Here is a 22,965-nt window from a genome sequence, read left to right on the forward strand (position 1 = left end):
GGGGCGGCCCATGCCGCTCCTGCAGTGTCGCCACCCACGCTGTTGGCGGCAGTGAGCGCGCCGTGTCCACGATGTGCACGGCATTCATTCCGCCACCACGTCTGACGTCGCACCCTGCACGCAATCACACAAGGACCGCCGCCATGAAACTTGCCATCGCCACCGCCGCCGCCTGCTTTGCCCTTGCCGCCTGCAGCAGCACGCCGATGGCCCAGGTGCAGCCGATCGACGGCGTGATTTCCGGCCAGTGCCACAGCGACAGGGTGCGCGGCGCGGTGGGCCTGGCCGCCTCGGACGCCACCGTGGCCCGCGCACGCGTGGACAGTGACAGCCTGCACGTACGGGTACTGCGCCATGACGGCCCGCGGGTGCCGCCGGCCAGCGAAGGCGGCGACCGCCTGACCATCGAGAAGGGCCGGACCAACAACATCGTTGCGATCTACTGCGGCTGACGACTGCGACTGAGCCGCCGCGCCCGGCGCAGCACTTTCAGCGTGGCTTGCTCCCACTGCCGCGGGCCGCGCAGGCCAGCCAGCGAGGCCAGCTCACCGCGCTCCCAGCCGGCAAACACGCACGGGTCGATGTAGGCCTTTCGGCACACGGCCGGCGTGTTGCCCAGCCGTGCCGCCACTTGGCATACCACTTCGCGCTGCGCCCTGGCCAGCGCGCGCTGGCTGGCCGGTTCCGGCAGTTCGGTGGCGGCGAATGCCTGTACCGCCGCCAGCGTGCCGCCCCAGGTGCGGAAGTCCTTGGCGGTGAAGTCTTCGCCCATCACCTCGCGCAGGTAGTCGTTCACTGCGCCGGAATCCACCGGCTGCAGCGCGCCTTCGTCGTCGCGGTACTGGAACAGCGCCTGCCCGGGCAGCTGCTGGATGCCGCGCACCAGCGTGCCCAGCCGCCGATCGCCCACCACCACCTCGTGCAACTGCCCGGATTTGCCCCGGAAGCGCATGCGCACGCGGCCACCGCGCAGCAGGTCCAGGTGGCGGTTGCGCAGCGTTGTCAGCCCGTAGGATTTGTTTTCCTGTGCATAGCTTTCGTTGCCCACCCGCACCAGGGTGTCGGCCAGCAGGGCCACCACCACCGCCAGCACCTTGTCGCGCGGGAAGCCGGGCTGCTTCAGATCACGCGACAGCCGCCGCCGCAAGGTGGGCAACGCCTCGCCAAAGGCGATGATGCGGTCGAACTTGCCGGCATCGCGCTCCTTCGCCCAATCGGCATGGTAGCGATACTGCTTGCGTCCACGCGCATCGCGGCCGGTGGCCTGCAGGTGGCCGTTGGCGTGGGCGCAGATCCACACGGCGGTATACGCAGGTGGAATCGCCAGCGCACGGATGCGCTGCAGGGTGGCGGCATCGCGAACCGTGTGGCCATCGGCATCGCGGTAACTGAAGCCCTTGCCGGCGCGGCGCCGGCTGATGCCGGGCTGGGTGTCATCGACATAGCGCAGGCCGGCCGCTCGCGCGGCCTGTCGTTCGGGGGTAGGGGAGGTTGGCATGACCGCAGTGTCGCCGTCGCGATGCCGCGAACCTGTCGATAACAGAAGACAAACACGTGAGGGTCGGTTCGCCGCTATGCTCGGGCTTTCACAATCCCTTCCGGAGTCATGATGTCGTTCCCGATTCGCGCCCGTTCGCTCTCCGCCCTGCTGCTGCCGGCCGTGCTGGCCCTGACCGCCTGCCAGGCTCCGGCGCTGGATGAACAGGATTCGGCCACGGCCCATGCCCAGCAGGCGGCCGAAGCCGCCAAGGCGCCGGCCGACGAAACCGGCAAGGCCACCGAGGCACCGCCGGTCGGCACCTGCGATGCCAGCCAGGTGCAGAGCCTGGTCGGCCAGGCCTACGCCGACGCGCTGGGCAAGCAGGCGCAGGAAGATGCCGGTGCCCACCAGCTGCGCGTCATGAAGCCCAATGACGTAGCCACCATGGAGTTCCTCGGCGACCGCCTGAACATCGAAGTGGACGACAAGGGCCTGGTCAGCGGCGTGCGCTGCGGCTGAGTTCGACCGCGCGCCGGCACGGGGTTGCCGGCGCGTTCTGTTGCACCTGCAACCGTGTATTGCGGCGCTGCAGCAACCTGTGATCTAGTCGAGGCATCCGGTGGCCTCACGATGCGCTCCAGGGAATGAGCGGGGACGAGTGTCGCCGCCAACCCTATACGCATCGAGGTAGAGATGGCCCCCCGCAACCGCCAAGGGCTTTACGACCCGCGCTCCGAGCGCGATGCCTGTGGATTTGGCATGGTCGCCCAGCTCGACGATCAACCTTCGCGCCTGTTGGTTGATACCGCCATCGCCGCGCTTTCGCGCATGACCCACCGTGGCGGCGTCGCCGCCGATGGCCTGACCGGCGATGGCTGTGGCCTGCTGCTGCGCCGCCCCGATGCATTCCTGAAACTGCTGGCCAGCGAAGCCGGCATCGCCGTCGCCGCGCGCTTCGCTGCCGGCCTGGTGTTCCTGCCGCACGACACCGAGGCCGCCGACGCCTGCCGCACCCAGCTGCAGGCGCAGGTGGAAGCGGTCGGCTGCAAGGTCGCCGGCTGGCGCGAGGTACCGACCGACGACAGCGTCTGCGGCCAGCTGGCGCGCGATACCCTGCCGCGCATCGAGCAGGTGTTCGTCGACGCCGGCGTCGGCCAGGATGATGCCGGCTTCGCGCTGGCGCTGTTCCTGGCCCGCCGCCGCAGCGAACAGCAGCTGCGCGACCATGCCGACTTCTACGTCACCACCCTCACCCCGGATGCGATCAGCTACAAGGGCATGGTGCTGCCGGACAAGCTCAGCCGCTTCTTCCCGGACCTGCAACGCCGCGAACTGGCCTCCAGCGCGATCGTGTTCCACCAGCGCTTCTCCACCAACACGCTGCCGCGCTGGCCGCTGGCCCACCCGTTCCGCATGCTCGCCCACAACGGCGAGATCAACACCATCGAAGGCAACCGTCGCTGGGCGCAGGCGCGCAGCAAGGTGTGGAAGACGCCGCGCTTCGACATCGCCGAGTTCGATCCGGTGATCTCCATGCACGGTTCGGACTCGCAGAGCCTGGACAACATGCTGGAGCTGATGGTCGCCGGTGGCATGGAGCTGATCCAGGCGCTGCGCATCCTGGTGCCGCCGGCCACCCAGTCGCTGGAGTTCAAGGACCCCGACCTGGCCGCGTTCTACGAATTCCACGGCCTCAACAGCGAGCCGTGGGACGGCCCGGCCGGCATCGTCGCCTGCGACAGCCGCTACGCGGTGTGCACGCTGGACCGCAACGGCCTGCGCCCGGCGCGCTGGATGCTGACCGCCGACCGCCACTTCCTCGTCGCCTCCGAAGCCGGCGTGTGGGAAGTGCCGACCGAGCGCGTGGTGCGCAAGGGCAAGCTCGGCCCCGGCGAAATGGTGGCCATCGACCTCAAGCGCGGCGACCTGCTCGATTCGGACGCGGTGGACCGCATCAACCGCGGCCGCGCGCCGTACAAGCAGTGGCTGCAGCAGGGCGTCACCTACCTGCAGACCGAACTGATCGACCCGTCGCTGGTGGAAGAGCCGTTCGACGAAAGCACCCTGCGCAGCTACCACAAGCTCTACCAGCTCAGCAGCGAGGAAGTGGAACAGGTGCTGCGGCCGCTGGCCGAGACCGAGCAGGAAGCCACCGGCTCGATGGGCGACGACACACCGATGGCGGTGCTGAGCCAGCGCAGCCGTCCGCTGTACGACTATTTCCGCCAGGCCTTCGCGCAGGTCACCAACCCACCGATCGATCCGCTCCGCGAAGACTGCGCGATGTCGCTGTCCACCCAGCTTGGCAAGGAGACCAACATCTTCCATGCCGGCCCGGAGACGGTGAACCACGTCATCCTCAATTCGCCGGTGCTCAGCCAGCGCAAGCTGCGCCAGTTGCTGAAGATGGACCAGTACGTGCAGGCCAACCGCCTGCTCGACCTGTCCTACAGCGAAGACGAGGGCCTGCGTGCCGGCATCGAGCGCATCTGTGCCGAGGCCGAACAGGCCGCGCGCGAGGGCATGGTGATGCTGCTGCTGTCCGACCGCTACCCGGTGGCCGGTCGGCCGATGGTGCATGCCCTGCTTGCCACCAGCGCCATCCACCACCACCTCTCGCGGCTGGGCCTGCGCTGCGACGTGAATCTCATCGTCGAGACCGGTACCGCGCGCGACCCACACCACATGGCCTGCCTGCTCGGCTTCGGTGCCACCGCGGTGTATCCGTACCTGGCCTATCAGACCCTGTTCGACCTGGGCCGACGCGGCATCCTCAAGCTCAGCAAGGGCGGCGAGCAGTCGCAGATCGGCCGCCGCTACCGCAAGGGCATCTACAAGGGCCTGTCGAAGATCATCTCGAAGATGGGCATCTGTACGGTGGCCAGCTATCGCGGCGCGCAGCTGTTCGAGATCATCGGCCTGGAACCCGAGGTTGTGGACATGTGCTTCCCGGACACCGCTTCGCGCATCGGCGGCGCCGGCTTCGCCCGCCTGGATGCCGACGCGCGCGAGCTGTGCGCGCAGGCGTGGGATGCGCAGCAGGGCGTGGATGTGGGCGGCCTGCTGAAGTACGTGCACGGCGGCGAGTACCACATGTACAACCCCGACGTGGTCACCACCCTGCAGCGCGCCGCGCGCAGCGGTGACCCGCGTGCGTGGCAGCAGTACTGCGATGCGGTGCACGCGCGCCCGCCATCGGCGCTGCGCGACCTGCTGGAACTGGTGCCGGCCGCTACGCCGGTGCCGCTGGACGAGGTCGCCCCGGCCAGCGCCCTGTTCCCGCGCTTCGATACCGCCGCCATCAGCCTGGGCGCGCTGTCGCCGGAAGCGCACGAGGCGCTGGCCATTGCCATGAACCGCCTCGGCGGCCGCAGCAATTCCGGCGAAGGCGGCGAAGATCCCGCACGCTATGGCACCGCGAAGCGCAGCAAGATCAAGCAGGTGGCCTCGGGCCGCTTCGGCGTCACCGCCGAATACCTGGTCAATGCCGAAGTGCTGCAGATCAAGGTCGCGCAGGGCGCCAAGCCCGGTGAGGGCGGCCAGCTGCCGGGGCACAAGGTCAACGAGCTGATCGCACGCCTGCGTTATGCGCGTCCGGGCATCGGCCTGATCTCGCCGCCACCGCACCACGACATCTATTCGATCGAAGACCTGGCCCAGCTGATCTACGACCTCAAGCAGGTCAACCCGACCGCGCTGGTGTCGGTGAAGCTGGTCAGCCATGCCGGCGTCGGCACGATTGCCGCAGGCGTGGTCAAGGCCGGTGCGGACCTGATCACCATCTCCGGCCATGACGGCGGCACCGGTGCGTCGCCGGTCAGCTCGATCCGCTATGCCGGCGTGCCGTGGGAACTGGGCGTAGCCGAAGCGCACCAGGCGCTGCTGGCCAACGACCTGCGCGGGCGCACCCTGCTGCAGACCGATGGCGGCCTGAAGACCGGCCTGGATGTGGTCAAGGCCGCGCTGCTGGGGGCGGACAGCTTCGGCTTCGGCACCGCGCCGATGATCGTGCTGGGCTGCAAGTACCTGCGCATCTGCCACCTCAACAACTGCGCCACCGGCGTGGCCACCCAGGACGAGCGCCTGCGCGAGAACCACTTCACCGGCCAGCCCGAACGCGTGGAGAACTTCTTCCGGCTGCTGGCCGAGGAAGTGCGCGGCTGGCTGTCGTACCTGGGCGCGCGTTCGCTGGAAGAGATCGTCGGCCGCACCGACCTGCTGCGGCAGATCGAGGCCGCGCCGCGCGACGGCGTGCGCGTGGACCTGTCGCGGCTGCTGGCCGACAGCCGCTACGAAGGCAGCCACTGCGCCGCGCAGCGCCTGTACGAATCGCCGGACAGCCTGGCCACGCAGATGGATGGGCTGCTGGCCCCGGCCATCGAGCACAAGCGCGGCGGCGAGCACCGCTTCCTGATCCACAACACCGACCGCAGCATCGGCACCCGCCTGGCGGGCGCGGTGGCGCGCGCGCACGGCAACCAGGGCATGGCCGAGGCACCGCTGGAACTGCGCTTCCGCGGCAGCGCCGGGCAGAGCTTCGGGGCCTTCAACGTCGGGGGCCTGCACCTGGAAGTGGAAGGCGAAGCCAACGATTACGTCGGCAAGGGCATGGCCGGCGGCCGGCTGGTGGTGCGTCCGCCGCGTGGCGCCCGCTTCGAGGCACGCAGCACCGCCATCATCGGCAACACCTGCCTGTATGGCGCTACCGGTGGCGAGCTGTTCGCCGCAGGCCGCGCCGGCGAGCGTTTCGCGGTGCGCAATTCGGGCGCGCTGGCAGTGGTGGAAGGTGCCGGTGACCACTGCTGCGAGTACATGACCGATGGCGTGGTGCTGGTGCTGGGCAAGGTCGGGCTGAACTTCGGCGCCGGCTTCACCGGTGGCCTGGCCTACGTGCTGGACGTGGATCGCGATTTCGTCGACCGCTACAACCACGAGCTGATCGACATCCATCGCGTCTCCGCCGAAGGCTTCGAGAACTACCGCCAGCACCTGCACCGCCTGATCGGCCGCCACCGCGAGCTGACCGGCAGCATCTGGGCGCAGCAGATCCTGGACGAGTTCCGCGATTACATCGGCAAGTTCTGGCTGGTCAAACCGAAGGCCGCTAGCATCGAGTCGCTGACCGAAACCCTGCGCCGCGCCGCATAACGGTAGTGCCGGCCGCTGGCCGGCATCCCAGGATCACGTAGTGCCGGCCGCTGGCCGGCATCCGGAAAACACCACAGAGTCCGCCATGAGCCGCAAGCACGCCTTCCAGTTCCTCGACCTGCCCCGCACCATGCCGCAGCGCATCCCGGTGGAACTGCGCACGTCCGGCGACTGGGGCGAGCTCTACGGCAAGTTCGGCAAGGAAGACGCCCAGTACCAGGCGGGCCGCTGCCTGGACTGCGGCAACCCCTACTGCAGCTGGAAGTGCCCGGTGCACAACGCCATTCCACAGTGGCTGCAGCTGGTGCAGGAAAACCGCATCCACGAGGCCGCCACGCTGTGCCACAGCACCAATCCGCTGCCGGAAGTGTGCGGCCGGGTCTGCCCGCAGGATCGGCTGTGCGAAGGCAGCTGCACGCTGGAGGAGTTCGGCGCGGTCACCATCGGCGCGGTGGAGAAGTACATCGTCGATACCGCACTGGCCAGTGGCTGGCGCCCGGACCTGGGCGCGGTGCAGCCGACCGGCCACAGTGTGGCGGTGATTGGTGCCGGCCCGGCCGGGCTGGCCTGTGCCGACCGCCTGGCACGCTCCGGCATTGCCGCCGTGGTCTACGACCGCTACGAGCAGATCGGTGGCCTGCTGCAGTTCGGCATTCCCAGCTTCAAGCTGGACAAGGACGTGATCCATCGCCGCCGTGAAGTACTGGAAGGCATGGGCGTGCAGTTCCGCCTCGGCGTGGAGATCGGCCGTGATGTCAGCGTGCAGCAGTTGCTGGACAGCCACGATGCGGTGTTCATCGGCACCGGCGCCTACCGCTATACCGATGGTGGCCTGGTCGGCCAGGACCTGAAGGGCGTGCTGCCGGCGCTGCCGTTCCTGGTGCAGAACAGCCGCATCGTCGGTGGCGATGATCCGAAGGGCCGGCCGATCGCCGGCTGGGAAGACACCATCGCCCTGCCCGACCTCAACGGCAAGCGCGTGGTGGTTCTGGGCGGAGGCGATACCGGTATGGACTGCGTGCGCAGTGCGGTGCGGCTGGGCGCGGCCAAGGTCACCTGCGCCTATCGCCGCGACGAAGCCAACATGCCCGGCAGCGCGCGCGAAGTCGCCAATGCACGCGAGGAAGGGGTGCGCTTCCTGTTCAACCGGCAGCCGCTGTCGATCGAAGCCGGCGCCGACGACGAGGTGATCGGCGTGACCGTGGTCGAGACCCGGCTGGGCGAGCCCGATGCCAATGGCCGCCAGAACGCGGTGCCGATCGAAGGCAGTGAATCGCTGCTGGAGGCAGACGTGGTGATCATCGCCTTCGGCTTCTCGCCGAGCGTGCCGGCGTGGCTGGCGGAACTGGGGGTGGAAGGCCAGCCCAATGGCCGCATCCTCGCCGGTGGCAGGGACCGCCTGCCGTTCCAGACCGCGCATCCACGCCTGTTCGCCGGTGGCGACGCGGTGCGTGGTGCCGATCTCGTGGTAACTGCGGTGGCCGAAGGCCGCGACGCCGCTGCCAGCATCGTCCGCCTACTGGCGCACTGAGTCCGGCAACAGCAGCACTTCCAGCAGCGCGCGCAGTTCGTGCGCCTCCACTGGCTTGGCCAGGAAGTGGTCGATGCCCGCCTCACGGCAGGCCTCGCGCGTGCGTTCCAGCACGCTGGCGGTCAACGCAATGATCGGCACCGGAGCACGGGCAGCGCGGGTATCGCGACGGATCGCGCGCGCCAGCGCGAAGCCATCCATGTGCGGCATATGGCAGTCGGTGATCACCAGGTCGAACGGTTGCGCCTGCCAGGCCTCCCATGCCTGCAGCCCGTCGCTACAGGTGTAGACCTGCAGCCCCAGCTCGCACAGGCGCTGCTCCAGCAACTGCAGGTTGGTCGGATGGTCCTCGACAACCAGCGCCCGCGCCGGCGGCAGCGCCCGCGGCGCAGCCCTCGCGGGCACTGGTGCGTCCCTGGCTGCCACAGAGGCCGCCAGATCCAGATCCAGCCCTACCGTGGTGCCCTTGCCCTGCACGCTGCGCAGGTGCAGCTGCCCGCCCATCGATGCCGCCAGCTCACGGCAGATCGACAGGCCCAGCCCACTGCCGCCGAAGCGACGCGTGGTCGAGGTCTCGGCTTGTTCGTAGGCGGCGAACACCGCCTGCTGGCGCTCCACGCTGATGCCCACGCCCGTATCGGTCACCTGCAGGCGCAGTCGCTGGCCGCCGTCGCGCTGCTGCAGCACCTGGACCTGCAACACCACGCTTCCCTGCAGGGTGAACTTGAGCGCATTACCGGCCAGGTTGAACAGGACCTGCCGCAGGCGCAGCCCGTCAGCCAGCGACCAGGGCTGCAACGCCGGGTCGATCTCGCTGCACAGGTGCAGCCCGCGGCTGGCCGCGACCGGCATCAACAGCTGCTGCACCGCGCGCACCAGCGCCGCCAGATCGGTCGGACGCAGCTGCAGGGGTGCCGGCTGCAGACGCTGGCTGTGCAGCACATCGTCGAGGATCTGCCGCAGCATCTGCGCAGCGTCACCCACGGTGGTCAGCACCTGCCGCTGGCCCGCATCCAGGTCAGTGCCAGCCAGCCGCTCCAGCATGCCCAGCAGGGTGCTCATCGGCGTGCGGATCTGGTGGCTCATGGTCGCCAGGAAATGGCCCTTGGCCAGCGCCGCCTGCTCGGCCGCGCGGCGCGCCTCGGCCAACGCCGCTGCACGCGCCTGGGCTTCGCTGACGTCCATCCAGTAGCCGCTCCACTCCACGCTGCTGTCATCGCACGGCAACGGTCGTCCCTGTGATCGGACCCAGCGCCAGCCCTGCGCCGACCGGGTGCGGAAGGTAACGTCGATCGGACCGCGCACGAGCGCGGCCGCTTCGATGCTCGCCATCACCCGGCTGCGGTCACCGGCATGCACGGCCGCCAGCAGCTGCAGATGGTCGATCCGCTCAGTTTCCACGGCCACGCCGAACAGCGCCTGCACGTCGCCGGCGATCTGCGCCAGGCTGTAGTGGCCGGTTGCCGAACGGCGCGCCTGGTAGACCACCGCCGGCAGGTTCGCGGTGACTTCATGCAAGCGCTGCTCCAGTACCCGGCGACGCACGCTCTCGCGATGCACGCGCCAGTAGCCGAAGGCATGCAGCAGTATGAGCGCGAGCAGGATCAGCGACACCGGCACCAGCCAGCGCAGTGCCGAACCGGCGGGCCGCGCACGTGGCAGGTCCGGCAGCCAGGCACTGCGAACCGACGCCCGACGCGCATCGCCCTCCCGCTGCAGCTCCCGGTCGAAGGCAGCGACCACCGCGGCGCAGGCCGGTACGGCGGCCAGCACCAGTGCATCGCCGAAGCCAGCGGGTGCTGCGATCACCAGAGGGTCACCCGGCACGGCGCGAAGCGCGGCTTCGACCTCAGCGAGATTGGCCACCACCGCATCGACCAGCCCGGCGCGCAGCAGTGACAGCGCGTGGTCCAGCGGCGCCGGTGCCAGCAGCTGCGCACCCGGGGCCTGTTCGGCCAGCAGTGCCTCCAGCGGTAGCCGGTCCGGACTGGCCACGCTGCGCCCACGCAGGTCCTCCAGCCCCAGCACGGCTGCCGCGCTCTCGCGCCGCACGATCACCTGTGGCACTTCCAGGTAGGGGCTGCTGGCCACCCAGCCGGTCGGCAGCTGTGCGCGCGGCCAGCCCAGCAGCACCTGGGTGCCAGCCGGCAGCGGGTCATCGGTGAGCACCGCTGCGGGCAACGGCTGCGCATGCTGCAGCGCCTGCGGGCCCAGCAGGGGCAGGTAATCCGCAGCCACCCCCGCAAGGTCGCCCTGCACGCTGTATGACAGCGGCGGCCGATCGGAACGCCATGCCACCTGCAGTGGGCTCGCGCAGTCGGACGCAGCAGCGATGCCGGGCAGCAACAGCGATGCCATGACAGCGGCGACGGCGCGGCGGCCGGCGACATTCACGGTAGACATCCTCATTTCGCGGGCAGGAACCACGGCCGCGCAGCGGTACCGCTGCCAGCCACGCTAGCGAGGCGCGCTTCCGCGACAATGAGAAAAATTGGAAAAACATCCCTATCGGCGAATGCCGACATACACTGCCGCTTCTACCCGTCCCTACGGAGCGCTCGATGCGTATCGGCCTGGCCGCCAACCGTCTCCATCACCACGATGCGCGCGCCGCGCTGTTCCGCTGGCTGCGTGCCAGCGAGGCCGGGCTGCGTGAACTGGGGGTATCGCTGCACGCGGTCGGGCGCACCCACGATGCGATCGAACGGCAGGGCTTCCTGGCCGGCTACGGCGGCCTGCACCGGTATCCCTACGGACGCGAGGGTGGCCTGATGAAACTGGTGGCCGAAGTGGTTGGCATGGGGCCGGAGCGCACCCTGGACGGCGCGATCTACCTGATCGACCCGGTCGATCCTTCCTCGGTGTTTCCGGAGGCAACCGCGCTCAAGCGGCAGTGCGTGATCCACGGCAAGCCGTTCATTTCAACCGTGGCCACTGCGCGTGACTGGATCGAGGTGGAACGCGTCCACGCCGGGCTGGCCGCTGATGCCGGTGCCGACGATCTGCATGCCTTCCAGCACCAGACGCTGGCGCTGATCGCGCACGACGCGATGAAGCCGGCAATGCTGGCCTTCGCTGACGAGCACTTCGATGTGCTGGCACGGTTCGGCGAGCGCGTGGCGACCGGCACCACCGGCCAGCGCTTGAACGAGCTGGCCTGGAGCCGCGGCTGGCCCAGCGATACGCCGTGGGTGACGCGCTACCAGAGTGGCCCGATGGGCGGCGATGCGCAGATTGCTGACCGTGTGCTGGAGGGGCGCTGCCAGCGCGCGATCTTCTTCGAGGACCCGCATGTGGCACGCCAGCACGAGGCCGATATCCAGCTGCTGGAGCGCGCGGTGACAACGGTGACCGACCAGGCGGTGTGCATCACCGCGCCGCGGGTGGCGGCGCGGTGGGCGGCCGCGGCGGCATTGCGGGCGGGGTGAGGGTTTCGGCCAACGGCTGAGTCCCTCGCGGTGGGTGGGGCTGCACGATCATCAGGTTGGGTCGCGCTTTTGTAGAGCCGAGCCGATGCTCGGCTGCTGTTGATCGCGAGGGCTGGATATCTTCGCCACCCGCGTCAGCCGAGCATCGGCTCGGCTCTACAGCAGCTGGCGAAGCATCGCCTTCAGCCTGCGGCCTTCCAGCTGGAAGTAGTCGCGCTGCTCGCGCCACGCGGGGAAACGTTGTTCGACTTCGTGCCAGAACGCGGGCGAATGATTCGGCTGGATCAGGTGGCAGAGTTCATGCACCAGCACGTACTCGAACGCTTCCGGACGACCGAGCACCAGGGCCAGGTCCAGGGCCATGCTGCCATCGGGGGCCAGCGAGCCCCACTGCGAGGACATCACCTTCAGGCGCAGGCGGCTGGGGGCGCGCGGCAGGGTGGGCAGGTACTTCGGCAGCCAGCGGCCGACGTCGGCGCGGGTCTGCGCTTCATAGAACTCGCGCAGCAGGCGGCGCAGGGTGGCGTCACCACCACGGGTCGGCCACTGCACGCAGGCGCCGTGCGCGTCGATCTCCAGCCGCGCGTAGCGACCTTCCTGCCAGCGCAGCGGCAGCAGTTCGCCGCGCAGGGGCAGCACGCCGTCTTCGCCGGGCTGCAGCGGTGGCGGCAGGCCCTGCCCCTGGTACTGCCGCAGCTGCAGCGCCAGCCAGTCGCGGTGCTGTTCCAGGAAGCGTTCGCCCATCACCAGGCTTGCGCGCGGCGGCAGGGTCAGGCGTGCGCCGCGCTCGTCCACGCTCAGCTTGATGCGGCGCGCGCGTGGATCGCGCACGCGCAGCACCTCGATCTCGGCATCCTCCAGGCGCAGGCGAACGGTATCGCGCTGTACGGTGGCGGGCGGGGTCGGAGTGATCAGGCGGCGCAGCAGACGGCTCATGCGCCCAGCATAGCGCTGCTTCGGGCCGCCGGATGACCGGCGACCGTCGGGCTGCCTGTTCAGTCAGCCTTGCTGAGCTTGAACGCTTCTTCCAGCAACAGGAACAGGCGGCGGATCTCGGCGCTCTGCAGGGCGAAGCGGGCATCGAACTCGGCACGGCGGCCGTCTTCGTCGGCATGCTCCAGCTGGTCCAGGGCGCCGTCGAGGAACTTCAGCTTGCGCACGATCAGGTCGTCGCCGATCACGAAGGACAGGTTGTCCTCGAAGATCAGCGCCAGCTTGGTCACCTGCTTGCCGGCGTCCAGGTGCTTGTCGATCTCGTCGCAGCGCAGTTCCTGGTGCTGGCACTTGACCACCGCGCCGCCTTCGACCGGATCCTTCATCTCGCACTCTTCGCCCAGGCTCAGCCCGGTCGGCAGCGGCTCGCCGGCGATCCAGCCGGTCAGGATCGAGCGCGGCGCGACTTCGGCGTTCAGCGGCATCGCCGGGAAGCTGCCGAGCAGCCCGCGGATGTCGGACATGAAGTATTCGCCGGTCTTGCGGCTGGAGGTATCCACCGCCACGTAGCCGTGCTGCAGGTCGATGAAGGCGTCGTTGCGCGAGGACTTCACGAAGGCGCGCGGCAGCAGTTCATGCAGCAGGTCGTCCTTCATGCGCTTGCGCTCGCGGCCACCCGGGCGCCGCCCTTCCTTCTCCTCGATCTCCTCCAGCTTGCGCTCGAGCAGGTCGTTGACCACCGCCGCCGGCAGGATCTTGTCCTCGCCGCCCACGGTCAGCCACAGGTGTTCGGCGATGCGGTGGGAGAGCAGTTCCTTCTCCTCGCGGCCGAACGGCGAAATGAAGCCGCGGGAATTCATTTCCAGCGCGCCAACAGGCTTGAGCACGGCGTGCGGCAGCAGGGTATCGACTTCGGAAAAATCGGTGGTGGTCGGGAAACGGAAGAACGTCAGGTTGCGAAAGAACATGGAATTCCGGATGGCGAAGAGGAAGGGCGACCGACCTTAAACGGTGGGCGTCTCGGGATCTGCGTCGGCGTCGGCCGGGGAGCCGGCCAGCCAGGCATGGGCGTCGGGCAGCGGCGTGTCGTCGCGACGGCCCAGCGCCATGAAGTCGAACAGGGTGGTGTCGGCCAGCTGCGAGGGCCGGACTTCACCCATGGCGCGCGCGATCTGCTCGATGCGGCCCGGATGGTCCTTCTCCCACTGCTTGAGCATCAGGCCGACCTGGCGGCGCTGCAGGTTCTCCTGGCTGCCGCACAGGTTGCAGGGAATGATCGGGAACTGGCGTGCCTGCGCGTAGTCGACGATGTCGCTCTCGCGCACGTAGGCCAGTGGCCGGATCACCACGTGCCTGCCGTCGTCGCTGCGCAGCTTCGGCGGCATGCCCGCCAGCTTGGCGTGGTGGAACAGGTTCATGAAGAACGTGGCCACCATGTCGTCGCGGTGGTGGCCCAGCGCGATCTTGGTGAAACCGTGGGTCTCAGCGTAGTTGTACAGCGCGCCACGACGCAGGCGCGAGCACAGCGAACACATCGTCTTGCCCTCCGGGATGACCCGGCTGACCACCGAATAGGTGTCCTGCTCGATGATGTGGTACGGCACGCCCAGCCCTGCCAGGTATTCCGGCAGGATGTGCTCGGGGAAGCCCGGCTGCTTCTGGTCCAGGTTCACCGCCACCAGCTCGAACGGCACCGGCGCCTTTTTCTGCAGCTGCAGCAGCACGTCCAGCAGGGTGTAGCTGTCCTTGCCGCCGGACAGGCAGACCATCACCTTGTCGCCGGCCTCGATCATGCCGAAGTCGGCAATCGCCTCGCCGACCTGGCGGCGCAGGCGCTTGGCCAGCTTGTGCTGCTCGCGCTCGGCCACGCGCGGATCGCGGGCGGCGCGCGGCTGGGGATCGGGAAGGGAAATCACGGCACTCATGGGTTCCATTCTAACGGCTCGGAGCCGCCCCGGCCGGGGGTCGGGTTTCCCCTCTCCCGGCAGTCATCAACGCTGTGTATGCTCGGAGGCTGTGGATACCTACAGCCCCGCCGAGATCGTCGAGCACCTCGCCGCCCTGCGCGCCGAGCATCGCCTGCTGGATGAACAGATCACCCGCATGGCGGCCAACGGCGAGGACGAACTGGAAGCCAAGCGCCTGAAGCGGCGCAAGCTGCAGCTGAAGGACTGCATCGCCAGGCTGGAAAGCCTGCAGATTCCCGACGAGCCGGCCTGAGCCGGGTTCGGATGGGTGCCAACCCTGGTTGGCACGGCTGGAAGGTGTGGACCGAGGTCCACACCCACCGCATTGCCCGGCGCTGCCTTCAATCCTGCGGCGCAGGCTCGTCCGGGCGCGCTGCTTCCGGGCTGACCCGCTCGATGGTGTGGCGCAGCTCGCGCCCCAGGATGAACTTGGCGTCCTTGGCCCAGGCATCCAGGCGTTCGTCGAACAGCAGCTTGCTGTTCTCGTCCGGCCACACCAGGCGCAGTTCGCGCAGCTTCTGGATGAAGCCACGGAACAGGGCCTTGTCGAAGAACTCGGGAGCGGCCGGCGCATAGAGCAGGCTCAGGCGCTGCGCGGCCTGCTGGCACAGGCTTTCCAGCTCGGCCGCGCCGAGCACGCCGGGGCCGTTCTTCACCAGCACCGAGATGGCGATGTAGTAGCGCTCGAACGCCTGCTGCAGCGAATGGCCGATCGCCCGCAGGCGGAACACCTCGTCGGTCTGCCCGGTGTTGCGCGCCAGGATGCCGCCGTCGTCATCGTTGACGTTCTGCAGCAGGCCTTCGCGCACGAACACGTCGATGGTGCGGTCAATGCGCTGCGCGAACTCGTCCTCGCTCCACGGCAGGAACAGCTCGGCCTGCAGGAACGGGTACACCGTGCGGCCCAGCTGGACCAGGCCGGTACGGCTCATGCGGCGGTTGTTCTGGAAGCAGCAGGCCACCCACGACGAGGCGGTGAACAGGTGCACCACGTTGTTGCGGAAGTAGCTCAGCAGCACCGCGGTGTCGCCGCTGACGCTGAGCACATCGCCCAGCGGATGCTTGATGCGGGTGAGGACGTTGATTTCCTCGGCATGGGCGATGATCCGCTCCGGCGAGTGCGGGGTCACCGTTACCCGGTCCGAGTACGGCATCTCGACCAGCAGCGTCTTGCAGAGTTCGATCTGCGCGATCAGGTCGGCCTCGCCCATCGCGTGCTTCGGCGTGGACAGCAGCGCCAGCGCCAGCAGGTTGATCGGGTTGACGTCGGCGGCGCCATTGATGCGCACCTGGATGCGTTCGGCCAGCGTATCCACCGTGGTCGACAGCCAGGCTGGCTTCTCGTCCTCGGACACCGCCTCGCCCTTCCACTCCGGCGCCTTCTCGGCCAGCACGTCGTTCAGCGCGATCGGCTCGCCGAAGTTCACCACCACCTGGCCGTAGTTCTGCTTGAGCACCTTGGGGATGCCCCACAGCAGCGACCAGATCGATTCCTTTTCCTTTGGCCGGCCGGACAGTTCGTCCAGGTAGCTGCCGCCCTCCATCAGCTTCTCGTAGCCGATGTAGATGGGCTGGAACAGTACCGGCTTGCGCGGCTGGCGCAGGAATGCACGCAGCGTCATCGAGATCATGCCGCCCTTGGGCTGCAGCAGGCGCCCGGTACGCGAGCGGCCGCCTTCGACGAAGTACTCCAGCGAGTAGCCACCGGCCACCAGCTGCGCGACGTACTCACTGAGCACCGCAGAGTACAGCGCATTGCCACGGATCGAACGGCGGATGAAGAACGCACCGCCCTTGCGCAGCAGGGTGCCGACCACCGGCAGGTTCAGGTTGATGCCGGCCACGATGTGCGGCGGCACGATGCCACGGTCGTACAGCAGGTAGGACAGCAGCAGGTAGTCCATGTGGCTGCGGTGGCTGGGCACGTAGACCACTTCGTGGCCCGGCGCGGCGGCCTTGAACTTGTCCAGGTGGTGTACCAGCACGCCCGCATAGATGCGGTTCCACACGTGGCTGAGCATGAAGCTGGCCGAGCGCACGACCGGGCTGGAATAGTCCGCAGCGATTTCCCAGGCGTAGGCGTGTGCCTTCTTCCAGGCATCGGCCGGCTTCGAGTTGTCGCGCTTGGCCTGTGCGGCGATCGCTTCGCGGACCGGCTCGGCGGCCAGCACCTGGTCCACCAGCAGGCGCCGGGTCGACAGGTCCGGGCCGATCACCGATTCACGGATGCGGCGGAAATGGGTGCGCAGCACGCGCTGCAGCTTGCGCACCGTGCGCTCCGGTTCCAGGCCTTCGTCGACGGTGCTGCGCAGCGAGATCGGCGGAGCGAAGCGCACGATGGTATTGCGCCCGTTCAGCAGAAGCCCCAGCAGGCGGCGGAAGCGGCCCACCAGCGCCCAGTTTTCCGAGAACAGCACCGCGAACCAGCCGCTCTGCTTGTCCGGCGCGCGGCCGACGAAGATCGACACCGGCACCAGGTGCACGTCCAGGTCATCGCGCACGCGGTGCGCCTGCAGGACCTTGGCCAGCGAATCGGAGTGGGTCTTGGCGCCGCGCTGTTCGGGGATCAGCGAGTTGCTGGAGCTGCGCCGCGACAGCGCCAGGTAGGCGCGCTTGCGGCCGGTCGGATCACCGGCCAGCGGCACCAGCGGCGACGGCAGGCCGGCCTGGCGGCAGGCCTTGTCCAGGATCAGCGCGTTGGACAGGCCGTAGTCTTCCAGCACGTACATGACCGGGCGGCCATCGTTGTACTGGCCCGGGTCTTCCGGTTCGATCTTCAGCGACAGCCACGGCTCGACCAGGCGACCGAGCAGGCGGGCCCACAGTGGACGGCGTCCGGCCGGACGCGCGTGCGCGGGCGGCGGTACCGGGTTCGGGCCGGTACCGGTCGAGGGGGACGCCGACACCGTATCGGCGGGCGTCGACTGGGATTCTTCGCCGGGGAACGGCAGCGGGTTCTGTTTCGACATCGGCGCCATTATGGCTTAGGCGGCGGTGTTGCCGCTTCCCCACCCTCGGCGGGGGCTTCAGCCGGTACTGGCGACGCCGCCGCGCGGGCCGCATCGGCCTTGCGCAGCAGCGCGTCGGTGTCGGCCAGGGTGCGGGTCAGGTACCAGTGGCCCTCGCGCCGGCTCAATGGCAGCTGCAGGGTCATCTCGCGACCGGCCAGGTCGTAGTGCAGGCGCACCAGCGCATTGTCGCCCTGCACCGACAGCAGTTCGCCGCGCACGCTGCGCAGCGCGTCGTCCACGCCGAGTCCGTAGCTGCCCAGCACCGCCTTGAGGGTGTGGATGAACGGCGCCAGCTGCTGCAGGCTGCCTTCCATGCCGGCCGCCTGCAGGCCGGCTTCATCATCGAAGCCGACCTTGCTGGCGGCGCCGACCAGCGCGGCGATGGTGCTGCGGGCACGTGCGCGGTCGCTGATGGGGGCAGCCTGCGCCCACCCCGCCAGGGTCTCGACCAGGGCGATGTAGTGGGCCTGCTGGCTGGGCGTGTAGCCCTTCTGGTGGCGCAGGTACTGCACGCCGAAGTTGCCCATCGACTGTGCGGCCTGGCGCACGGCGCCGGCCTGGCCAGCCAGCTGGCGATCGAAGCTGCGCTGCAGTTCGGCGCTGGCACCGGGCTTGCGCAGTGCGGCCAGCATCGGCAGCAGCTGGTCGCCCAGTGGCAGCTCGGTCAGCGGCCACTGGCTGTGGCCTTCCACCCACGCCTGCTGCAGGCGCTGGTACTGGGCCGGCGGCACCGACAGCTTTGCGTAGCCGACCAGATCGTCTTCGGCAAGGCGCAACGCCATCGCCTGTACTGCAGCCACCGGCTCGGCCGCCGGCCTGGCCGGATCGTTGGCAGACTCGCGGCACCCCGCCACGGCCAGCAGCAGCATGGCCGCCAGCCCCCATCCACGCGCAGACTTTCCTCGCACCGCCACGCTCATGCACTCGGACTCCCCGGACCGGCCCGCATCTTGCGGCCTGCGACGTGACAGCGGCAAGCCGGGACGTCACGGTTTCCAGCCAAGGGGGCCACCGGGATAAAAAAAGAGCCCGGATCACGGGGATCGCAGGCTCTTCAAGCCGGCACGGGGCCGGAGGACAGTGTTGTGGCGCATGTCCGGTCAAGGACCGGATGGCGGCGATCCTACGCTGCCGCCCAAGTTAAGGCAACACTTTACGTAATGCATTGTATCTATTTGATTTTAATGGATCAGTCCCGTTGCCAAACCGCCTCAATGAAATCTACGGCATGTTTTTCGGCGATTCGGGCATAAACCCCGGGATAGCCGGCCAGCGCGCACCCCTCGCCCCAGCTGACGATGCCGAACTGGGTCCAGCCCTCGCGCAGGCGCAGCAGCAGCGGGCCACCGGAATCGCCCTGGCAGCTGTCCACGCCTTCACGGCCGGCGCAGATCACCTTGCCGCGTGCGAGTTCACCGCCGTAGGCCTGCTGGCAGTCACTGAAGGACACGAACGGCACCTGCGCGGTCTGCAGCTGGGTGGGGTAGATCCGGCCATCGCCGATGTCGGTGTCGCCCCAGCCAATCACGGTGAACTCGCGGCCCGGCTTGAGGTAGCCGGCGTCGGGCCGCAGCCGCAGTGCCACCGGCTGTGCGCCATCCAGGGGCGCGCTCAGCTGGACCAGGGCAACGTCGTGTTCGAGCGAATTGCCGCTGTTGAAGGCCGGATGGACGTGGATCGCCTTGACGTTGGACGGTCGTGGCGCGGCGTCGGTGGACAGGGTCGTGACCTTGCCGACAACGGCGATGCCACCAGGCGCTTCGCCCTGCACGCAGTGCGCGGCCGTCAGCACCCACGAGGGTGAGATGAGGGTGCCCCCGCAGAAGTGGCGGTCGTGGTCCGAATCGCCATCGAAAATGCCTTGGATGCTGACCATGAACGGGTACTCGCCGGCGAGTGCCGCTTCGCCGCCGATCACGCGCGGCGCATCGCGCACCTGTGGCGCAGCAAAGGCGGGTACGGCGGACGCGGCCAACAGCAGGCCGATGAACAAAGAGGTGCTGCGATACATTTCCCTGTACTCCTCTGTCGATGGTTGGAACCGGCGCGGCCGCGGTCCGTACCGGTGCATCGATTGGGGAGCAGTGGAGAGGCCCGCAGCGCGAACCTGCGCACAGTTCTCGTGGCTGGCGCTGCGTGCGACAGATGCAGCCCCACAAATGCGAACGCCATCCCGCATGGATCGGGATGGCGTTCGTGGTGCCAGCGTGATCGGCGTCGGCTGTGGGCTCAGCGTGCAGCCAGAGCCGACGCGATTTCCTGCTGGATCGCCCGCGCTGCGGCCTGCGGATCGGCGGCCAGGCGGATCGGGCGACCGACCACGATGGCATCGGCGCCATCGGCAAAGGCCTGCGCTACGCCAACGGTACGCTTCTGGTCATCGCCGACCGGGCCACCGGGGCGGATGCCCGGACAGACGATGGAGAATCCGCTGCCGGTGGCAGCGCGGATCGGGCCGGCTTCCTGGCCCGAAGCGATCACGCCATCGATGCCGGCGGCCTGGGCGGCCAGCGCGCGCTCGACCACCACGTCCACCGGTTCGCGGTCGATGCCCATCCGTGCGAGGTCGGGGCGACCCATCGAGGTCAGCACGGTCACTGCCAGCAGGCGCATGTCGCCGCTGTTGGCGGCCGCGCACGCCTCCATCATGGCCGGGTGCCAGCCATGGATGGTGGCGTAGCTGACCGGCCACTGCGACAGGCGCTTGATCACCGCCGCAGCGGTGGCCGGAATGTCGAAGAACTTCAGGTCGACGAACACGCGCTTGTCGCGGCGGGCCAGCTCATCAAGCACCTGGAAGTACTCGCCGGAGGCGAGCAGTTCCATGCCGATCTTGTAGAAGGCCACGCTGTCGCCAAGGCGGTCGACCCACTCCAGCGCCTGCGCGCGGTCAGGCACGTCCAGCGCGAAGATCAGGCGCTCGTCATCGCGCAGCGGCAGCGGTGCGCGGCTCATGGTGCGTAGTCCAGGGCGGCGCGCTTGGCGTCGTGGCGGGCCTGGCGCGACTGGCTGTAATCGTTGTTGAACTGCGCCGGCTCGAAGCCGCCGTAGGTCGGGTTCGGCAGCATCCACCAGCGCTCGCCGAACCAGTCGTGGTACTGCTGCAGCAGTGCGTCACGGCCTTCGTTGGTGTTGGCGGTCACTTCCACGAAGTCACCCAACTGGTCGCCGAACTGCATCAGCACGCGGTACTTCTGCCCGGCCAGGCGGCGGCGGCAGTTCTTCTCGCTGCCGGCCTGCTCGCAACCCTCGACCACGGTGCCCAGGCCCAGGAACACGCTGTCATCGGCCACCGGCAGGCCCTGCTCGCGCAGGTTGGCCAGGGTCGCGTCCTTCAGGTGCACGGCGCGGTTGGAGATGTACAGCAGGGTCACGCCCTTGGCGTTGGCCGCCTTGGCGAAATCAACCACGCCCGGGATCGCCTTGGCCTTCTTTTCGGCCACCCACTGGTCCCAGCTCAGCTCGTCGTATTCCTTGCCGTCGCGCACCAGGCGCGCCTGGTAGGGCGAGTTGTCCAGCACGGTCTCGTCCACGTCCAGCACCACGGCCGGCTTCAGGCCCTTGGCCTCGTTGCCGCGTTCTTCCGGCACCAGTGCGTCCCAGTGGGCCTCCTTCAGCGCGGCATCCAGGTGGTCGGCGGCGGCACGATAGGTCTGCTCGGTGATGGCCTTGTACTCCTGCGCGCGCTGCATCCACAGCACCGCATTGAGATTGTCGTTGGCGGTCGCATCAAGCGCGCCATCGGCCTTGGCAGCGGCAGCGGGCGCCTGCGGGGCAGCGGCTTCGGCGGCAGGCGCCTCCACGCGCTTGCAGGCGGACAGGCCCAGCGCCGCGGTAGCGAGCAGGGTCAGGGACAGGGAAACGGGACGACGCATGGATTCACCGGCAATCAGATATACCGGCGCATTTTACCGGCAAAGGCGGCCCCGGGACGGCTATGCTTGGCGGTTGACCCGTTGCCCTTCCGGAGGCCGCCATGACCGATTCCGTCCAGACCCCCGACGTCCCGCTGCTCGACGCCGTGCAGGCCCGCCTGCTGGGCTGCCTGGTGGAAAAGGAGGCGACCACCCCGGACACCTACCCGTTGACCGTCAATGCCGCCCAATCGGCAGCCAACCAGAAGACCGCCCGCGAGCCGGTGATGAACGTGGACGCCGGCAGCGTGCAGCATGCGCTGCGCCAGCTGGAAGCACTGGGCCTGGCCCGCCAGCACTTCTCCTCGCGCGCCGACCGCTACGAGCACCGCCTGCAGGCCGCGCTGGACCTGACCCGGCAGCAGACCGTGCTGCTGGCACTGCTGTTGCTGCGCGGCCCACAGACCCTGGGCGAGCTGGTGTCGCGCAGCGAGCGTCTGTACCGGTTTGCGGATATCGACGAAGCCCGCCACGCCGTCGAGCGCCTGCAGCAGCGCGCGCTGCTGGTGGTGCTGCCGCGCGCCAGCGGCCAGCGCGAAGACCGCTACATGCACCTGCTGTGCGGTGAAGTGGACGGCGCGGCGTTGGCAGCAAAGTACGCCAGCAGTGGCGGTGGCAGCGGCGATGCGGCCGATCCGGGCCTGGCCGAGCGCGTGGCCCAGCTGGAAGCGGCCGTGGCCGAGCTGCAGGCACAACTGGCCGAACTGCGCGGTTGAACGTCCACATCCGGTAGCGCCGGCCGCTGGCCGGCAACCCGGTGATGCCTGGATGCCGGCCAGCGGCCGGCACTACCCGACCTGCGCCGCCCCCGGCGTGGCATACAGGCGGCTGGCGCTTTCGATGCCCGGCAACTGGATCACCCCGCGCTCCTGCATGCCCAGGCCCAGCAGGATCTTCCCGGACACCACGTTGTCCAGGTCGGTGATGCCATACAGATCGTGCAGGCCCAGCGCTCCGCGTGCATGCGCGAACACCGCCCGCGCTGCCTCACCGGCATAGCCCTGCCCGGCGAACTGCGAAAGCACCGCATAGCCGATATCCGGCCCCGGCAGGCCGTCACGCCGCACCAGCCCGGCATTGCCCACCCAGGCACCATCGGACAGCCGCTCGATGGCATACATGCCGAAGCCGTTCAAGGCATAGCTGTGCAGCACGCGCAGCGCGATGTACTCCCGCGCCTGCGCCTCGCTGCGCACGTTGCGGTCGCCGATGAAGCGCAAGAAGCCCGGATCATTCAACAGCGCCAGCATCGGCGCCGCATCGCGATCAGGCTCGATCGCACGCAGGCGCAGACGTTCACTCTCGATCGGTTGCACAGGCAGACCTCCAGCCGAAACCCCGATTCTGCCTCAACCCCGGCTGCTGCTTTTGATTTTCTTTTTTCTTTCCGTGGCTGGCGCGCACGGAAACTGTCAGGGGCCGGGCGGGTGGGCTGGACGGGACCGTCCGCGGCATGGGCCCGAGGCATGCCTCGGGCGGGTTGGGCAGGACGCCCAACCCCGGTCTTGCCGTGTGCGCAGGACAGCGCACACGAGCAAGCCGCGGCCGAGCCC

The 22,965-nt window shown here is 68.7% G+C and carries 18 protein-coding genes; 7 read left to right on the forward strand and 11 right to left on the reverse strand.

The window, feature by feature from the left end; all coding sequences use genetic code 11:
• The first annotated feature begins 143 nt into the window (after positions 1-143).
• Positions 144-452 (forward strand): hypothetical protein, encoded by a 309-nt coding sequence (locus KXV01_RS13800; protein ID WP_049438731.1) that lies wholly within the window; start codon positions 144-146, stop codon positions 450-452.
• Here the strand turns inward: KXV01_RS13800 and KXV01_RS13805 are convergent.
• Positions 440-1,498: a DNA topoisomerase IB gene (locus tag KXV01_RS13805; protein ID WP_263467870.1), complete on the reverse strand. Its 1,059-nt coding sequence runs from the start codon at positions 1,496-1,498 to the stop codon at positions 440-442. The genes KXV01_RS13800 and KXV01_RS13805 overlap by 13 nt on opposite strands.
• 111 nt (positions 1,499-1,609) lie before the next feature.
• Between KXV01_RS13805 and KXV01_RS13810 the strand changes: the two genes are divergently transcribed.
• From KXV01_RS13810 to KXV01_RS13820, 3 genes are all read left to right on the forward strand, one after another.
• A complete protein-coding gene (locus KXV01_RS13810) occupies positions 1,610-1,999 on the forward strand; it encodes an I78 family peptidase inhibitor (protein WP_032954733.1) in 390 nt (129 codons plus the stop codon).
• A gap of 174 nt (positions 2,000-2,173) precedes the next feature.
• A complete protein-coding gene (gene gltB / locus KXV01_RS13815; protein WP_049438733.1) occupies positions 2,174-6,628 on the forward strand; it encodes a glutamate synthase large subunit in 4,455 nt (1,484 codons plus the stop codon).
• A gap of 85 nt (positions 6,629-6,713) precedes the next feature.
• Positions 6,714-8,159 (forward strand): FAD-dependent oxidoreductase, encoded by a 1,446-nt coding sequence (locus KXV01_RS13820; protein WP_263467871.1) that lies wholly within the window; start codon positions 6,714-6,716, stop codon positions 8,157-8,159.
• Here the strand turns inward: KXV01_RS13820 and KXV01_RS13825 are convergent.
• Positions 8,145-10,553, reverse strand: coding sequence for a response regulator (locus KXV01_RS13825; protein ID WP_262223679.1), 2,409 nt, complete (start codon positions 10,551-10,553; stop codon positions 8,145-8,147). The two genes, KXV01_RS13820 and KXV01_RS13825, sit on opposite strands and share 15 nt — an antisense overlap.
• A 167-nt stretch (positions 10,554-10,720) precedes the next feature.
• On the opposite strand from KXV01_RS13825, the gene KXV01_RS13830 reads away from it, so the two are divergent.
• Positions 10,721-11,587: a methylglyoxal synthase gene (locus tag KXV01_RS13830; protein WP_049416084.1), complete on the forward strand. Its 867-nt coding sequence runs from the start codon at positions 10,721-10,723 to the stop codon at positions 11,585-11,587.
• Positions 11,588-11,743: 156 nt separating this feature from the next.
• Here KXV01_RS13830 and KXV01_RS13835 read toward each other — a convergent pair whose 3' ends face one another.
• From KXV01_RS13835 to ttcA, 3 genes are read right to left on the reverse strand one after another with little or no spacing between them, the layout of a single operon-like run.
• The gene (locus KXV01_RS13835; RefSeq protein ID WP_049438735.1) at positions 11,744-12,523 is read right to left on the reverse strand and encodes a SprT family zinc-dependent metalloprotease; all 780 of its coding nucleotides are present in this window, start codon (positions 12,521-12,523) and stop codon (positions 11,744-11,746) included.
• Positions 12,524-12,582: 59 nt separating this feature from the next.
• Positions 12,583-13,488, reverse strand: a complete 906-nt coding sequence (locus tag KXV01_RS13840) for a recombination-associated protein RdgC (RefSeq protein WP_005421064.1) — start codon at positions 13,486-13,488, stop codon at positions 12,583-12,585.
• Between the two features lie 36 nt (positions 13,489-13,524).
• Complete coding sequence (gene ttcA / locus KXV01_RS13845; RefSeq protein ID WP_170944947.1) at positions 13,525-14,445, reverse strand: tRNA 2-thiocytidine(32) synthetase TtcA; 921 nt, start codon at positions 14,443-14,445, stop codon at positions 13,525-13,527.
• A 91-nt stretch (positions 14,446-14,536) separates the two neighbouring features.
• Here ttcA and KXV01_RS13850 point away from each other — a divergent pair, with 91 nt between their 5' ends.
• Positions 14,537-14,740, forward strand: a complete 204-nt coding sequence (locus tag KXV01_RS13850) for a YdcH family protein (RefSeq protein ID WP_005421068.1) — start codon at positions 14,537-14,539, stop codon at positions 14,738-14,740.
• An 88-nt stretch (positions 14,741-14,828) separates the two neighbouring features.
• Here the strand turns inward: KXV01_RS13850 and plsB are convergent, their stop codons facing one another.
• The 5 genes from plsB to KXV01_RS13875 all read right to left on the reverse strand — a co-directional run bounded on the left by plsB (position 14,829) and on the right by KXV01_RS13875 (position 21,373).
• Positions 14,829-17,465 (reverse strand): glycerol-3-phosphate 1-O-acyltransferase PlsB, encoded by a 2,637-nt coding sequence (gene plsB, locus KXV01_RS13855; RefSeq protein WP_049416076.1) that lies wholly within the window; start codon positions 17,463-17,465, stop codon positions 14,829-14,831.
• Positions 17,465-18,418 carry a hypothetical protein gene (locus tag KXV01_RS13860; RefSeq protein ID WP_049438737.1) on the reverse strand — a complete coding sequence of 318 codons (954 nt, stop codon included), beginning with the start codon at positions 18,416-18,418 and terminating at the stop codon, positions 17,465-17,467. Before KXV01_RS13860 ends, plsB begins: the two co-directional genes overlap by 1 nt.
• A 269-nt stretch (positions 18,419-18,687) precedes the next feature.
• Positions 18,688-19,509 carry a serine protease gene (locus tag KXV01_RS13865; protein WP_049416072.1) on the reverse strand — a complete coding sequence of 274 codons (822 nt, stop codon included), beginning with the start codon at positions 19,507-19,509 and terminating at the stop codon, positions 18,688-18,690.
• A 218-nt stretch (positions 19,510-19,727) separates the two neighbouring features.
• Positions 19,728-20,453, reverse strand: a complete 726-nt coding sequence (gene pyrF, locus KXV01_RS13870; protein ID WP_049416068.1) for an orotidine-5'-phosphate decarboxylase — start codon at positions 20,451-20,453, stop codon at positions 19,728-19,730.
• Positions 20,450-21,373 carry a 5'-nucleotidase, lipoprotein e(P4) family gene (locus tag KXV01_RS13875; RefSeq protein ID WP_049416065.1) on the reverse strand — a complete coding sequence of 308 codons (924 nt, stop codon included), beginning with the start codon at positions 21,371-21,373 and terminating at the stop codon, positions 20,450-20,452. The genes pyrF and KXV01_RS13875 overlap by 4 nt, the downstream gene beginning before the upstream one ends.
• 101 nt (positions 21,374-21,474) lie before the next feature.
• On the opposite strand from KXV01_RS13875, the gene KXV01_RS13880 reads away from it, so the two are divergent.
• The gene (locus KXV01_RS13880) at positions 21,475-22,128 is read left to right on the forward strand and encodes a DUF480 domain-containing protein (RefSeq protein ID WP_049416063.1); all 654 of its coding nucleotides are present in this window, start codon (positions 21,475-21,477) and stop codon (positions 22,126-22,128) included.
• A gap of 72 nt (positions 22,129-22,200) precedes the next feature.
• Here the strand turns inward: KXV01_RS13880 and KXV01_RS13885 are convergent, their stop codons facing one another.
• Positions 22,201-22,728 carry a GNAT family N-acetyltransferase gene (locus KXV01_RS13885; protein ID WP_099487458.1) on the reverse strand — a complete coding sequence of 176 codons (528 nt, stop codon included), beginning with the start codon at positions 22,726-22,728 and terminating at the stop codon, positions 22,201-22,203.
• Positions 22,729-22,965 lie beyond the last annotated feature (237 nt).

It is taken from the genome of Stenotrophomonas sp. Ps181 (assembly GCF_025697425.1).
Classification (GTDB): Bacteria; Pseudomonadota; Gammaproteobacteria; order Xanthomonadales; family Xanthomonadaceae; genus Stenotrophomonas; species Stenotrophomonas sepilia.

What these genes read in the sequence shown, in the direction of transcription:
- gltB (WP_049438733.1), top strand. Translation starts at nt 2,174, where the DNA reads ATGGCCCCCCGCAACCGCCAAGGGCTTTACGACCCGCGCTCCGAGCGC.
- pyrF (WP_049416068.1), bottom strand. Translation starts at nt 20,453, where the DNA reads ATGAGCCGCGCACCGCTGCCGCTGCGCGATGACGAGCGCCTGATCTTC.
- KXV01_RS13865 (WP_049416072.1), bottom strand. Translation starts at nt 19,509, where the DNA reads ATGTATCGCAGCACCTCTTTGTTCATCGGCCTGCTGTTGGCCGCGTCC.
- KXV01_RS13860 (WP_049438737.1), bottom strand. Translation starts at nt 18,418, where the DNA reads ATGAGCGTGGCGGTGCGAGGAAAGTCTGCGCGTGGATGGGGGCTGGCG.
- KXV01_RS13880 (WP_049416063.1), top strand. Translation starts at nt 21,475, where the DNA reads ATGACCGATTCCGTCCAGACCCCCGACGTCCCGCTGCTCGACGCCGTG.
- KXV01_RS13830 (WP_049416084.1), top strand. Translation starts at nt 10,721, where the DNA reads ATGCGTATCGGCCTGGCCGCCAACCGTCTCCATCACCACGATGCGCGC.
- KXV01_RS13835 (WP_049438735.1), bottom strand. Translation starts at nt 12,523, where the DNA reads ATGAGCCGTCTGCTGCGCCGCCTGATCACTCCGACCCCGCCCGCCACC.
- KXV01_RS13875 (WP_049416065.1), bottom strand. Translation starts at nt 21,373, where the DNA reads ATGCGTCGTCCCGTTTCCCTGTCCCTGACCCTGCTCGCTACCGCGGCG.
- ttcA (WP_170944947.1), bottom strand. Translation starts at nt 14,445, where the DNA reads ATGAGTGCCGTGATTTCCCTTCCCGATCCCCAGCCGCGCGCCGCCCGC.
- plsB (WP_049416076.1), bottom strand. Translation starts at nt 17,465, where the DNA reads ATGGCGCCGATGTCGAAACAGAACCCGCTGCCGTTCCCCGGCGAAGAA.
- KXV01_RS13820 (WP_263467871.1), top strand. Translation starts at nt 6,714, where the DNA reads ATGAGCCGCAAGCACGCCTTCCAGTTCCTCGACCTGCCCCGCACCATG.
- KXV01_RS13800 (WP_049438731.1), top strand. Translation starts at nt 144, where the DNA reads ATGAAACTTGCCATCGCCACCGCCGCCGCCTGCTTTGCCCTTGCCGCC.
- KXV01_RS13840 (WP_005421064.1), bottom strand. Translation starts at nt 13,488, where the DNA reads ATGTTCTTTCGCAACCTGACGTTCTTCCGTTTCCCGACCACCACCGAT.
- KXV01_RS13805 (WP_263467870.1), bottom strand. Translation starts at nt 1,498, where the DNA reads ATGCCAACCTCCCCTACCCCCGAACGACAGGCCGCGCGAGCGGCCGGC.
- KXV01_RS13810 (WP_032954733.1), top strand. Translation starts at nt 1,610, where the DNA reads ATGTCGTTCCCGATTCGCGCCCGTTCGCTCTCCGCCCTGCTGCTGCCG.